Source organism: Kosakonia sp. YIM B13571 (genome assembly GCF_042788095.1).
GTDB lineage: Bacteria > Pseudomonadota > Gammaproteobacteria > Enterobacterales > Enterobacteriaceae > Kosakonia > Kosakonia quasisacchari.
Genome location: NZ_JBHZPL010000002.1, coordinates 161,418 through 175,173, shown reverse-complemented (window position 1 = coordinate 175,173; position 13,756 = coordinate 161,418). Strand labels below are relative to the sequence as shown.

The window sequence follows — 13,756 nt, the reverse complement described above, 5'->3', positions numbered from 1 at the left end:
GCCATAATGCGCTGCCATTTTCCCGTATCAAGAGATCCTGATGTCCGATAACGCTCAACTGACTGGTCTGTGCGACCGTTTTCGCGGTTTTTACCCTGTGGTAATCGATGTTGAAACCGCCGGGTTTAATGCGAAAACCGACGCACTGCTGGAAGTCGCCGCCATTACGCTGAAAATGGATGAGCAAGGCTGGCTTATGCCCGACAGCACGCTGCATTTCCACGTTGAGCCTTTCGAAGGCGCGAATCTGCAACCCGAAGCGCTGGCCTTTAACGGCATTGATCCGAACAACCCGCTGCGTGGCGCGGTGAGTGAACATGACGCGCTGCATGCCATTTTTAAAATGGTGCGCAAAGGCATTAAAGATCAGGGCTGTAATCGCGCAATCATGGTGGCGCATAACGCAACGTTCGATCACAGTTTTATGATGGCCGCTGCGGAACGCGCTTCGCTAAAACGCAACCCATTCCACCCGTTTGTGACTTTCGATACTGCGTCCTTAAGCGGGCTCGCGCTCGGGCAGACAGTGCTGTCGAAAGCGTGTGCCACCGCTGGTATTGCGTTTGATGCCTCTCAGGCGCACTCCGCGCTGTATGATACCGAGCAAACCGCCCTGCTATTTTGTGAAATCGTCAACCGCTGGAAGCGTCTCGGCGGCTGGCCGCTGCCCATAGCGGATGAAAATCAGGCATAAAAAAAGCGACCGTCAGGTCGCTTTTTTATTAGCAGAAATTATTCTGCGCTCGGCTCGTCTTTATGCTTTGCCGCCGCTTCTTTGATAAGCGTCTGCAGTTCACCGCGCTGATACATTTCGATGACGATATCGCAGCCGCCGACCAGTTCACCTTCAACCCACAGCTGCGGGAAGGTTGGCCAGTTAGCGTATTTCGGCAGTTCTGCACGAATATCCGGGTTTTGCAGAATGTCTACATAGGCAAAACGTTCACCGCATGCAGAAAGCGCTTGCACCGCCTGGGCGGAGAAACCGCAGCTTGGTAGCTTCGGAGAGCCTTTCATATACAGCAGAATCGGGTTTTCAGCGATCTGGCGCTGGATTTTTTCAAGTGTTGTGCTCATTGTCTTGCTTCCTTCAACTTCTTCTACGGCAGATGTTCGCCATTGTAACGGTTCAGAGGGGCATCGGAAAATAACATTTTGTTCACCGTTCATGATTTTATCGTCTGTCGGCAAAAGTTGCCTTAGAAATATGACTTAACTCAACTCGCCGTCCCGCTTGCTGCCTAACTCTTGAGCACATAGAAACGTTTTGCTGCTTTTTTTTGCGCTTGTTAACGAAACGCAGCTATAGATGCAAAAACAGTATTAACTTTTGGGCTTTTTATGGATTAGAATCGACGAGTTTTAAAAAACCATTCGCAGGCATATTAAATGCTTGCCCTAACAGGGGATTGCTCAGTGGCGCGGATACCAAAAGCTTCAATCACGCTCTGTGCTTTGTTGTTCACCACGCTTTCTTTCACGCCATTGGCGAGTGCCTCTGAACAGGCACGAGCGTCGGCCGTGCAAAAAGCGCATCTGGCGAAAGCATCCGAACGTAAGAAAAAAAATACATCACAAAAGACATCAAAGAAAAACAGTCGCAGTCCGGCAGAAAAAACTACCAGCAAAAAAACAACGGAGAGCAAAAAAACTCCGGCAAACAAAAAAGTTTCCACCAGCAAAAAAGCCAGCAAAATCACCTCGCGTCGTAATGCATCCAGCCCGTTGAAAACCACCGCCGTCACCTGGACTGAAAAATGTACGCCGCGCAAAGGCCACAAACCGCACTGTGTGAAAGTCAAAAGCACTAACGCCATCGCCGATGTGCATAAAGTTCGTATTCAAAAAGCACAAAAAACTGCTATGTCCAAGCTGATGAATCAGATTGGCAAGCCTTATCACTGGGGCGGCACCTCGCCGACCACCGGTTTCGATTGCAGTGGCCTGGTCTATTACGCGTATAAGGATCTGGTGAAGTTCCGTATTCCGCGTACCGCCAATGAAATGTATCACCTGCGCGATGCTTCGCCGGTGAATGTGGCGGAGCTCGAGAGCGGCGATCTGGTGTTTTTCCGCACCCAGGGCCGTGGTACAGCCGATCACGTAGGCGTGTATGTTGGCAATGGTAAATTCATTCAGTCTCCGCGTAGCGGTCAGGATATTCAGGTTACGTCACTGAGTGAAGATTACTGGCAACGTCATTATGTTGGCGCGCGTCGCGTTGTAACGCCGAAAACCATTCGCTAATCCCTCACCTGCCGCACCTGCGGCAGGTAACTCCCTCTTTTGTCTGACCTTTCGATTTGCTACCCTAACCCGCACACCCAATAGGGCTATTGGGTGTCATTAAAATAATGAAAGGAGAATAGCAATGTCGTTTGAATTACCTGCATTACCGTATGCAAAAGACGCCCTGGCGCCGCATATCTCAGCCGAAACGCTGGAATACCACTATGGCAAACATCATCAAACGTATGTCACCAATCTCAACAATTTGATCAAAGGCAGCACTTTCGAAGGCAAAACGCTGGAAGAGATCGTAAAAAGCAGCGAAGGCGGCGTATTCAATAACGCCGCCCAAGTCTGGAATCATACTTTCTACTGGAACTGCCTGGCGCCGAATGCCGGTGGCGAACCAACTGGCGAGCTGGCGGCAGCTATCGCCAAATCCTTCGGCAGCTTTGCCGAATTCAAAGCGCAATTCACCGATTCTGCAGTGAAAAACTTCGGTGCGGGCTGGACGTGGTTGGTGAAAAAAGCGGATGGCGCATTGGCCATCGTTTCAACGTCTAATGCGGGCACTCCGCTGACTAGCGATGCAACCCCGCTGTTAACCGTCGATGTGTGGGAACATGCGTACTACATCGATTACCGTAATGCGCGTCCGAACTACCTCGAACATTTCTGGGCGCTGGTAAACTGGTCATTCGTTGCCAAAAATTTCGCTGCATAAACGTGGCATAAAGCAAAGGAGGGGCTTGCCCCTCCTTTTTTGCATTTCTGCTATTTATTCTGCTGCGGCATAAGCACGTTCTGGCTGTGAGCGGCCAGAGAACAGCACCACCAGCAGGCCCAGCCCGGCAATAATCGCGCCCATGACCGGTACGAAATCATAACCCAGCCCACCGGAAATCACTGCCCCACCGGCTGCCGCGCCCAGCGCGTTACCGAGGTTAAAGGCACCGATATTGACCGACGATGAAAGCCCAGGTGCTTCGTGTGCAACTCGCATTACGCGCATCTGCAACGGCGGAACCACCGCAAACGTCGCCGCCCCCCATACCACCATACTAATGGCCGCGCCCACTTCGCTGCGCGCCAGGAACGGGATCGCCAGCATGATAGCAATCAGCAAGATCAAAAAACCTTTCAGCGTGCCGGTGACCGAGCGATCCGCCAGTTTGCCACCGAGATAGTTACCAATGGAGAAGCCAACACCAATCAACACCAGCATCGCAGTCACAAAGACGGGAGTGGCATCGGTAATGGTGTGCAGCACCGGCGCAATATAGGTATACAGCGTGAACATGGCACCTGCGCCGAGCACAGTCGTCAGCAGCGCAGACAACACTTGTGGGCGTACCAGCACCGAAAGCTCTTTACGTACATCCGGGCGCTCACCTGCCCCACCTTTCGGCAGCGAAAAGAACAGGCTCGCCATGGCAATCACACCCAGCCCGGCGGTGGCCATAAACGACATACGCCAGCCAATGGTTTCACCCAGCCATGTTGCGGCAGGTACACCGCCAATGTTAGCAATGGTCAGTCCCATGAACATGGTCGCCACCGCGCTAGCCTGCTTCTCTTTCGCGACAACGCTTGCTGCCACCACCGAGCCAAGACCAAAGAAAGCACCATGGTTCAGGCTGGTGACGATACGCGCCAGCATTAATGTGGTGTAATCCGGTGCAATCGCCGATAGCACGTTACCGAGCGTAAAAATCGCCATCAAAAAGATCAGCGCGTTGCGTCTGCCACGGTGCGACAGCAACAGCGTCATCAACGGCGCACCGACCATCACACCGATAGCATAAGCGCTAATCAGCATCCCCGCCGCCGGAATAGAGACGTCAACGCCGCGGGCAATAACCGGCAGTAATCCCATCGGGGAAAACTCGGTGGTACCAATGCCGAAGGCGCCAATCGCCAGGGCAAGCAAAGGGAAATTAATTTTCATCTGTCACTCCAAAAAAGACATGCCGACTTGCGACCCTGTCGCTGAAGTCAAAAGTATGACAGCAATCACAAAAAACAGAAGTTAGCAGAATGACAAAAGATTATTGCAGAAGTGATAACAATAGCGGGGGGAAGAAAAACGAGGGAGAAGGCTCTCCCTCGCGATAGATCAATGCAGTGCAGCAGTCAGGCCGCCGAAAACAATCAGGCTCAGAACGATGACGGTAGTAACTAAAGAATACTTCAGATCGGTGCTCATCAATTTTCCCCTTTTTAATTTCCCCACAAAAAGTGAGATAACGCATTTTTGCACAAATTATCTTAAAAATCTTGCGGGAATTCACAGGAGAAACGTTTTAATACTTCCCCTTTTGCTCAAGATCAGACAAAATTCGACGCTAAATTTATTAGCGTACCGGCCATTGACTCCCCTCCTGACGTCCCGTGTCGTTTTCCCGGCGTACCGCACCCCCTTTGATGGGTACAGGGTGATTAAAGGCAAACGTTTACCTAAAGTATTATCAGGAGCTTATGATATGGTCTGGAGTGATATCTGATGGCAACGATTAAAGACGTAGCGAAACGAGCAAACGTTTCCACTACAACCGTATCACATGTAATCAACAAAACCCGTTTCGTCGCCGAAGAGACACGCAACGCCGTGTGGGCGGCAATTAAAGAGTTGCACTATTCCCCCAGCGCCGTCGCTCGCAGCCTGAAAGTCAATCACACAAAATCGATCGGCTTGCTGGCAACCAGCAGCGAAGCAGCCTATTTTGCCGAAATTATCGAAGCCATAGAGAAAAAGTGCTTCCAGAAGGGTTACACCTTAATCCTCGGCAATGCCTGGAATAGCCTGGAAAAACAGGGCGCTTATCTGTCGATGATGGCGCAAAAGCGCGTCGATGGTTTACTGGTGATGTGTTCCGAATACCCGGAATCACTATTGAGCATGCTGGAAGAGTACCGTCATATTCCCATGGTGGTGATGGACTGGGGCGAATCGAAGGCCGACTTTACTGATTCCGTTATTGATAACGCCTTTGAAGGCGGGTACATGGCCGGGCGTTATCTTATCGATCGTGGACATCGCGATATTGGCGTGATCCCCGGGCCTCTGGAGCGTAACACGGGTGCTGGCCGCCTGGCAGGCTTTATGAAAGCGATGGAAGAAGCCCTTATTACTGTGCCGGAAAACTGGATAGTACAGGGTGATTTCGAGCCGGAATCCGGCTATCGCGCAATGCAGCAAATCCTTGGTCAAACGCATCGCCCTACCGCAGTCTTTTGCGGCGGCGACATTATGGCGATGGGCGCGCTTTGCGCTGCCGATGAAATGGGTTTACGCGTACCGCAGGATATTTCCCTGATTGGTTATGACAATGTTCGCAACTCACGCTTCTTTACCCCGGCCTTGACCACGATTCACCAGCCGAAAGATTCGCTGGGGGAAACGGCGTTTACCATGCTGCTTGATCGCATCGTCAACAAGCGCGAAGAGTCACAGTCTATTGAAGTGCACCCGCGCCTGGTTGAGCGCCGCTCCGTGGCCGATGGCCCGTTCCGCGACTACCGCCGCTAACCGCTTCTGACGGAGCCGTTAATTCGGCTCCCGTAACCACTCGTCATTCAGCGTTTCACTATCCCCCAGATATTCCAGCAGCCAGTTTAACGCTGGGGAAGCCTCATTTTGTTGCCACGTCAGACAGCACGCCGCATCCGGGAAGGGATTTTCCAGGGTCAGCGCAACCCAGTCGCCACTGTCGAGGCGCGGGCGGGCAAAGTGTGCCGGTACCATTCCCACGCATAACCCTGCAGATAAGCAAGCCTCTGATGATGCCCAATCAGGGACAATCACGCGTTTCTGATTATCCAGCAGCCAAGTAATACGTTTCGGCAACGAACGGGACGTATCTTCCTGGATAAGTGAAGGCCAGTTGCGCAAGGTGTCGTCGCTAAGCGGGCCTGCCATCGACGCCAACGGATGGCGGCTGGAAACCACACATTTCCAGCTCAGCATTCCCATATCACGAAACGCATAACGTCCACCGACGGGGATTGCTTGCGTTGCACCAATCGCCAGTTCAACCCGCCCATCAGCAAGCGCATCCCAGACTCCGTTAAAGACTTCCTGATAAACCTGCAACTCAACATCACTGAAATGGCGATAGAAATCGACGATCAATTGCCGGGTACGTTCAGGTTTTACAATGTTGTCGACGGCAATCGCCAGTTGCCCGCGCCAGCCATTGGCGATTTGCTGGCACTGCTGACGAGTGACCTGCATTTTTTTGATAACAGCTCGCCCTTCTTTCAAAAACCAGACCCCGGCAGGCGTAAGTTCTACATCCCGATGACGGCGCTCAAACAGCGGAACGGCAAGCCACTCTTCAAGCTGCCGCACGGTATAGCTCACCGCAGAAGGTACACGATGTAACTCCTGCGCCGCACCGCTAAAACTGCCATTACGCGCTACAGCATCAACCACTTCCAGCGAATATTCTGACCACATAATCTGCCTGCAAAAATTTTGAAACCACTACGCAAATATTAGCGTTTCACAAGCGCTAATGCACTCCTTACACTCGACAGCCCTGATTACCTGCAATAAAGAGAACCCCTAATGCAACCTGGCAACGGATTTTTAGTCTGGCTCGCGGGATTAAGCGTGCTCGGCTTTTTAGCCACTGATATGTACCTCCCCGCCTTCAGCGCGATACAGCAAGATTTACACACATCGTCTGCGGTGGTTAGCGCAACTTTAAGCCTGTTTCTGGCGGGCTTTGCCATTGCGCAATTGGTATGGGGGCCGCTATCAGATCGCTATGGTCGCAAGCCGGTTTTACTGGCCGGGCTGGCGATTTTTGCGCTGGGCTGTCTGGGAACATTATGGGTACGCGATGCAACCTTGTTACTGGTGCTGCGTTTTGTGCAAGCCGTGGGGGTCTGCGCCGCCACGGTAAGCTGGCAGGCGCTGGTGACGGATAACTACCCTGCACATCGCGTCAATCGCATCTTCGCCACCATTATGCCGCTCGTGGGTTTGACGCCAGCGCTGGCACCGTTGCTTGGCGCCTGGATCCTTGCGCATTTCAACTGGCAGGCCATTTTCGCCACCTTACTGGCGATTACGTTAATTCTGATGATCCCGGCATGGCGACTGAAATCACCGGCGAAGAAAATTGAACACCACGAACAACCGCTAACATTTATGGATCTGCTGCGCGCTCGATACTACCGCGGAAACGTAATTATCTATGCCGCCTGCTCTGCCAGCTTCTTCGCCTGGCTGACCGGCTCGCCGTTTATTCTGCATGAAATGGGTTATGGCCCATCGGTTATAGGCCTCAGTTATGTGCCGCAAACCATCGCCTTTTTAGTGGGCGGTTACGGTTGCCGTGCCGCGTTGCAGAAATGGCAGGGTTCTCGTTTGCTGCCGTGGCTGCTGGGGGCTTTCGCGTTAAGTGTCCTCGCCACCTGGGCCGTCGGTTTTATGCCGGACGTTTCGCTGACCGCGCTGCTCATCCCCTTCTGCTTTATGGCAATGGCGAACGGCGCGATTTACCCTATCGTGGTCGCGCAGGCTCTGCGCCCTTTCCCGCAGGCAACCGGTCGCGCGGCCGCATTGCAGAATACGCTACAGCTGGGTTTATGTTTCCTGGCAAGTCTGGTCGTCTCATGGCTAATCGCAACGCCACTGCTCACCACCACCAGTGTTATGGTGTCAATGGTGTTACTGGCCGCGTTGGGCTATCGGCTACAGCGCCGTACTCAGGATGAACTGGCTGATAAAAAGGTTGTGGCTCCCTCATCGCATTGATAATTGCGCAAGCGACTATCAATAACACAGTGATTAGCTTGCTACCTGCTTTTTATTGAATCACCCGATATTGAAGCCTATACTCATTTTCGGCTGTTTCATAAATACGATAAATATTATGCATTAACGGGTACCGGATTGTACCCGTTTACCCATGGAAGGCCTTTCGGCAAGGGTTCTCTCCCTTCCTCTGTTCTACGTCGGATATCAGCCTCACGGTGAAAACCGTGAGATTTCTCACAAGCCCGAAAAAGCGTCTACGCTGTTTGAAGGTTCTGATCACTGCGAGTGATGGAGAAGTTATGAGTTCATCGTGTATAGAAGAAGTTAGCGTACGGGATGACAATTGGTTCCGTATAGCAAACGAACTGCTGGGTCGCGCAGGTATCCGCGTCAACGGTCCCGCAGCGTCAGATATTCAGGTGAAAAACCCTGATTTTTTCAAACGTGTTTTACAAGAAGGTTCGCTCGGACTCGGCGAAAGTTATATGGACGGCTGGTGGGATTGCGCCCGCCTGGACATATTCTTTACCAAAGTCCTGCGCGCCGGGCTGGAAAACCAACTTCCACACCATCTCAAAGACACACTCCGCATTGCCGGAGCAAGATTATTTAATCTGCAAAGTAAAAAAAGGGCCTGGATTGTGGGCAAAGAACATTACGATCTCGGTAATGATCTGTTTACCCGCATGCTGGATCCGCAGATGCAATACTCTTGCGCCTACTGGAAAGACGCTGAAACGCTGGATGACGCACAACGGGCAAAATTGCGGCTTATTGGTGACAAGCTGCAATTGAAACCCGGTATGCGCGTGCTGGATATTGGCTGTGGATGGGGTGGACTGGCGCAGTTTATGGCGCAAAATTACGGCGTCAGCGTGGTGGGTGTGACAATTTCTGCAGAGCAGCAAAAACTGGCACAGAAGCGTTGCGAAGGGCTGGATGTCGATATTCGCTTGCAGGATTATCGCGACCTTGACGAGCAATTTGACCGCATTGTCTCCGTTGGCATGTTTGAACATGTCGGGCCAAAAAACTACGCGACCTACTTCCGCGTCGTCGATCGTAACCTGAAACCCGATGGCATTTTTTTACTGCACACCATCGGCTCAAAACGTACCGATCACAGTGTTGATCCGTGGATCAACCGCTACATTTTCCCGAATGGCTGCCTGCCTTCAGTGCGACAGATTGCGGATGCCAGCGAATCACATTTTGTGATGGAAGACTGGCACAATTTCGGCGCGGATTATGACCGTACGTTGATGGCGTGGCATGAGCGTTTTCTTAATAGTTGGCCGGAAATCGCCGACAACTACTCAGAACGCTTTAAACGGATGTTCAGCTATTATCTCAATGCCTGTGCAGGGGCGTTTCGTGCGCGCGATATTCAGCTCTGGCAGGTGGTTTTTAGCCGGGGTATTGAACACGGATTACGCGTAGCGCGTTAAAAAAATAAACCCCGGCATGCCGGGGTTTATTTTTACTCTTCGCTGGCTGCTGCGACGATCGCCGCTTCTTTCGAGGCCAGTACGCGCTCCACGGTGTCGACAACTGCCTGCGTTTGCGGGTCGATTTCGATATTCACGCGATGCCCCAGTTTTTTCGCGCCAAGTGTCGTGCGCTGCAACGTTTCCGGGATCAAATGCACACAGAACCGGCTACTGGTGACTTCGCCTACCGTCAAACTTATCCCGTCAATGCCAATAAATCCTTTGTACAAAATATATTTCATCAGCGCGGGATCCTGCACTTTGAACCAGATCTGGCGGTTATTTTCCGAGGTGAGAATTTTAACTATTTCGGCAGTGGTCATGATATGACCTGACATTAAATGACCGCCAATTTCATCACTGAATTTTGCTGCGCGCTCAACGTTTACCGTGTCGCCCACATTCAGATCGCCGAGGTTGGTGATACGCAGCGTCTCTTTCATCAGATCGAAACTAATATGGCTGCCATTAATCGCCGTCACTGTCAGGCAGCAACCATTATTGGCAATGGAAGCGCCAGTCTCAATACCATCCAGCATCGTCTCAGGCAGCTCAACAACGTGAGTGCGGAAATTGGGTTTATCATCAATTGACACCAGTTTCGCCGTGCCTTGTACAATACCCGTAAACATGCTTACCACTCCTGTTCCATTCATACGGCCATTACCGTGTTCTTTACGCACAATAACAGGTGAAATTTACCCTTGCCAGTTTCAATCGCCCTGCCGCCCTTTTTCCCGCCGCTCTGGCGAGAAGGTAAGCGTAGCGCCGCGTGCTAAAAGATAACTTTGCTTTATGACTGGCATGGCAAAAACAGGCTTAAGCAGGTAATATTTGTACACATGTCGCACTCATCGCTGTGCGGCATCCTTTTTAGCACAAGGAAAAACTCCTTCCTGATTAGTCGTTCCATTCTTTCTTATAACAACAAGATAAAGGTGTTCTACGTGCAGAAGTATGTGAGAGAAGCGGGTCAATTACTGGCGCTCGCCGTGCCGGTTATTTTCGCGCAGGTCGCCCAGACAGCCATGGGTTTCGTTGATACGGTCATGGCCGGCGGCTACAGCGCCACGGATATGGCGGCGGTGGCAATCGGGACGTCCATCTGGTTTCCCGCTATTCTGTTTGGTCACGGCCTGCTGCTGGCGATGACGCCAGTGATTGCCCAGTTAAATGGTTCTGGACGTCGCGACAGAATTGCCCATCAGGTTGGCCAGGGATTCTGGCTGGCGGGCGTAGTCGCGGTGTTGATCATGATTGTGCTGTGGAATGCCGGTCATATTATTTACGCCATGCATAATATCGACCCACAACTGGCGGATAAAGCCGTGCGTTTTTTGCGCGCGTTAATGTGGGGCGCGCCGGGCTATCTCTTTTTCCAGGTGATGCGTAATCAGTGCGAAGGCCTTGCCCGCACCATCCCGGGTATGTTGATGGGGTTTGTCGGCCTGCTGGTGAATATCCCGGTGAACTACATCTTTATTTACGGCCATTTCGGTATGCCAGAACTCGGCGGCGTGGGCTGCGGTGTGGCAACGGCATCCGTGTATTGGGTGATGTTTATCTGCATGCGCCTGTATGTCAAACGCGCCCGCGCGATGCGTGATATTCAAGAGATGCAACGTTTTGCCAAACCTGATTTCGCGGTGTTAAAACGTCTAACTCAGCTCGGGCTGCCCATTGCACTGGCGCTTTTTTTCGAGGTGACACTGTTTGCCGTGGTGGCACTGCTCGTTTCGCCACTGGGTATTGTCGATGTCGCCGGACATCAAATCGCGCTTAATTTCAGTTCGCTAATGTTTGTTCTGCCGATGTCGCTGGCGGCGGCAGTCACTATTCGCGTCGGTTTTCGCCTTGGGCAAGGCTCAACGCTGGAGGCGAAAACATCGGCGCGCACAGGGTTAATCGTCGGTGTTTGCATGGCGGCGCTGACGGCAATTTTTACCGCATTAATGCGCGAACATATTGCCCTGCTCTACAACGAGAATCCGGAGGTAGTGGCGCTGGCATCACACTTGATGTTGCTGGCGGCGATTTACCAAATCTCCGATTCCATTCAGGTGATTGGCAGCGGCATCCTGCGTGGTTATAAAGATACGCGCTCGATCTTTTTTATCACCTTTATTGCCTATTGGGTGCTGGGCTTACCGGTGGGTTACACGCTGGCGTTAACCGATTTAGTGGTCGACAGAATGGGCCCTGCGGGTTTCTGGATGGGCTTTATTATTGGCCTGACGTCGGCGGCGATAATGATGATGCTGCGGATGCGTTTCCTGCAACGCCAGCCCTCGGCGACCATTTTGCAGCGTGCTGCACGCTAACAAAAATAGCCGCCAAAAGGCGGCTATTTCTTTGTTCGCTAATTAAGTAATAAGCAAGAATAGATATATTCTATACAGCTTTATTTATATATCCTACATGCCAGATATATATTAACGAGCACACCAGCATTACTGTTGATTTTATTCAGTATAAAAATCTTCACAAATATTTATTTGAAAACAAACCAGGATAATTCTACTTTTAATTTGTTGGCAGAAAACTCACCTGCCAATAATGCAATTAACATTCAGCTTTCTACTCGTAGAGGATATTTTATATGTTCACGACAGCTTATGCTATGAATGCGTCCGCAGGTTTTCAGTCTTCCATTTCTGATGGCAGCAGAACAACACTGGGTAAAGGACAAGCAGTAACTTATACCAATCTGCCTAACCAGCCAGTAGCAATTGTGGTTTATAATAATACCGGTAACACCACACCCTTTAATGTCGCTTATAATAACCAAAAACCGCAAAATTACAGCGTGCAGTCAGTTCAGGGACAGGGTTTTTCGCTGGGTCTTGCGTATCTTATTGACCCAAGCGTAACGAAAGCGTTTGAAATTACCGTATCCGTGCCCGATCAGGCGCAGCAGAATTCGTCAGTCGACGTTTATGCCGTTAGCCTGTTCTTACCACTGAGCGGAATTAATAACATTCAAATTCCGACCAATGGTAATGCGGTTTCTTTTAGTGGGTATTCTCGCGCTTACGCAACACCGGATCTGGCATGGTACGATTTAAATATCAACTCAACCAGCACCGGTTTGGTTGGGCTATTTTTTGAAGACAGCACAATCACAGTGGTGGGTATTAATATGCCGAAAGAATCCAGCGCGGCATTGAAGAAAGTTGTTATTAATACATCCGGGAGCGGTGTTCCGGATAGCAATATTGCGATTGTGGTTGAAAGTGGCAACCTTTATCAGAACTCTATTTTCGGCACCTCCAGCCAAATTGTTTATTCTCCCGTATCACCGGTAAATACCGTTAGCGATGGTAGTATTTCACTACAAAAAATCTCATAAATAAACGCAGACTTATTTAACCTGTCATCGAAAGATAATAAAATAATCACAGGTTCATTTTTTATTTCTATGCACACTATTTTATGGGCCTTCACGTGAAGGCCCTCTATTTCTTATGTTGATTTGGACGCTGACTATTTACCGCGATCCACATTTTCACTTCATTCACGATGTCCTGTGGGCTATCTTCTCGCTCTTCCGGCGAAGAGATGTTTCATCTAAGGCAGCGAGATGCCCGGCCAGACGTTTTAAATTCTCCGCGCATTGTTCCAATCGCAGCGGCGGTTCGTTTAACGCCCCACAGAGATCCCGCAAAAATATTTAAAGTTAACTGAACGATGAACAAACTGCCGAATCATCCAGAATCAGAACAAAAACGAGGGAAACTCTGTGCTCAGAACAAGAAGTTGTGCAGTTGATATTGAGAGAGGCGCGCAGCCGACCAGGGTTAATTTGATGAATGATTAAGATTTATTCTTTTACATCAGTAAAATAGCCGCATCTTGCGTAAAAGTTCCGCAGTCGAGCGAATTGCGTAAGAAATTTGCCATTTTCCACTTGCCACATCTCCGGCCTGCCGCTAATATTCGTCCCCGTTGTCAACCACAACATTGCGTTCATAGCTCAGTTGGTTAGAGCACCACCTTGACATGGTGGGGGTCGTTGGTTCGAGTCCAATTGAACGCACCATTCCTTTTCAGTGCGTCCGTAGCTCAGTTGGTTAGAGCACCACCTTGACATGGTGGGGGTCGATGGTTCGAGTCCATTCGGACGCACCATTCTTGGTAACTCTCAGTTTTTTATCTTTCTTTATTCATCTCAGCATGATCATCACCGCCACGCCGACTGCGCGTTAGCAACAGTGATAAAACGCCCTTCCCCGTATGCGCTGCAATCACAGACAAAAAAGCCGCACCT

Annotated in this window: 13 protein-coding genes and 2 tRNA genes; 10 read left to right on the top strand and 5 right to left on the bottom strand. The window is 50.8% G+C overall.

The genetic code is table 11. The annotated features are described in order from the left end of the window. The first annotated feature begins 40 nt into the window (after positions 1–40). Positions 41–694 carry a ribonuclease T gene (rnt, locus tag ACFX4O_RS05960; RefSeq protein ID WP_131412240.1) on the top strand — a complete coding sequence of 218 codons (654 nt, stop codon included), beginning with the start codon at positions 41–43 and terminating at the stop codon, positions 692–694. Positions 695–732: 38 nt separating this feature from the next. Here the strand turns inward: rnt and ACFX4O_RS05955 are convergent, their stop codons facing one another. Next, on the bottom strand, positions 733–1,077 hold the full coding sequence (locus ACFX4O_RS05955) for a Grx4 family monothiol glutaredoxin (RefSeq protein ID WP_016496295.1): 345 nt from the start codon (positions 1,075–1,077) through the stop codon (positions 733–735). Positions 1,078–1,416: 339 nt separating this feature from the next. Here ACFX4O_RS05955 and ACFX4O_RS05950 point away from each other — a divergent pair, with 339 nt between their 5' ends. Together ACFX4O_RS05950 and sodB are read left to right on the top strand one after the other, a co-directional pair. Beyond that, positions 1,417–2,247: a C40 family peptidase gene (locus ACFX4O_RS05950; protein WP_380207736.1), complete on the top strand. Its 831-nt coding sequence runs from the start codon at positions 1,417–1,419 to the stop codon at positions 2,245–2,247. A gap of 124 nt (positions 2,248–2,371) precedes the next feature. After that, the gene (gene sodB / locus ACFX4O_RS05945; RefSeq protein WP_380207735.1) at positions 2,372–2,953 is read left to right on the top strand and encodes a superoxide dismutase [Fe]; all 582 of its coding nucleotides are present in this window, start codon (positions 2,372–2,374) and stop codon (positions 2,951–2,953) included. A 54-nt stretch (positions 2,954–3,007) separates the two neighbouring features. Here sodB and ACFX4O_RS05940 read toward each other — a convergent pair whose 3' ends face one another. After that, positions 3,008–4,177, bottom strand: coding sequence for an MFS transporter (locus ACFX4O_RS05940; RefSeq protein WP_380207734.1), 1,170 nt, complete (start codon positions 4,175–4,177; stop codon positions 3,008–3,010). 168 nt (positions 4,178–4,345) lie between these two features. Then, complete coding sequence (locus ACFX4O_RS05935) at positions 4,346–4,435, bottom strand: YnhF family membrane protein (RefSeq protein WP_090137008.1); 90 nt, start codon at positions 4,433–4,435, stop codon at positions 4,346–4,348. A 297-nt stretch (positions 4,436–4,732) separates the two neighbouring features. Here ACFX4O_RS05935 and purR point away from each other — a divergent pair, with 297 nt between their 5' ends. Further along, on the top strand, positions 4,733–5,758 hold the full coding sequence (gene purR, locus ACFX4O_RS05930) for an HTH-type transcriptional repressor PurR (RefSeq protein ID WP_131412234.1): 1,026 nt from the start codon (positions 4,733–4,735) through the stop codon (positions 5,756–5,758). 18 nt (positions 5,759–5,776) lie between these two features. Here the strand turns inward: purR and punR are convergent, their stop codons facing one another. After that, positions 5,777–6,688 carry a DNA-binding transcriptional activator PunR gene (gene punR / locus ACFX4O_RS05925; RefSeq protein WP_131412232.1) on the bottom strand — a complete coding sequence of 304 codons (912 nt, stop codon included), beginning with the start codon at positions 6,686–6,688 and terminating at the stop codon, positions 5,777–5,779. Positions 6,689–6,799: 111 nt separating this feature from the next. Between punR and punC the strand changes: the two genes are divergently transcribed. After that, positions 6,800–7,996, top strand: a complete 1,197-nt coding sequence (gene punC, locus ACFX4O_RS05920) for a purine nucleoside transporter PunC (protein ID WP_380207733.1) — start codon at positions 6,800–6,802, stop codon at positions 7,994–7,996. 302 nt (positions 7,997–8,298) lie between these two features. Continuing rightward, entirely contained in the window at positions 8,299–9,447 is a 1,149-nt protein-coding gene (gene cfa / locus ACFX4O_RS05915; RefSeq protein WP_380207732.1) for a cyclopropane fatty acyl phospholipid synthase, read from the top strand. A 32-nt stretch (positions 9,448–9,479) separates the two neighbouring features. On the opposite strand, the gene ACFX4O_RS05910 is transcribed toward cfa, so the two are convergent. Next, the gene (locus ACFX4O_RS05910) at positions 9,480–10,121 is read right to left on the bottom strand and encodes a riboflavin synthase subunit alpha (RefSeq protein ID WP_200551815.1); all 642 of its coding nucleotides are present in this window, start codon (positions 10,119–10,121) and stop codon (positions 9,480–9,482) included. A gap of 315 nt (positions 10,122–10,436) precedes the next feature. Here ACFX4O_RS05910 and mdtK point away from each other — a divergent pair, with 315 nt between their 5' ends. The 4 genes from mdtK (at position 10,437) to ACFX4O_RS05890 (ending at position 13,617) form a co-directional block, all read left to right on the top strand. After that, on the top strand, positions 10,437–11,810 hold the full coding sequence (gene mdtK, locus ACFX4O_RS05905; protein WP_131412226.1) for an MATE family efflux transporter: 1,374 nt from the start codon (positions 10,437–10,439) through the stop codon (positions 11,808–11,810). Between the two features lie 278 nt (positions 11,811–12,088). After that, positions 12,089–12,838, top strand: a complete 750-nt coding sequence (locus ACFX4O_RS05900; protein ID WP_380207731.1) for a hypothetical protein — start codon at positions 12,089–12,091, stop codon at positions 12,836–12,838. Between the two features lie 613 nt (positions 12,839–13,451). Continuing rightward, positions 13,452–13,528: transfer RNA gene (locus tag ACFX4O_RS05895), tRNA-Val, on the top strand. Positions 13,529–13,540: 12 nt separating this feature from the next. Beyond that, positions 13,541–13,617 (top strand) — tRNA-Val (locus ACFX4O_RS05890). Positions 13,618–13,756: the final 139 nt, after the last annotated feature.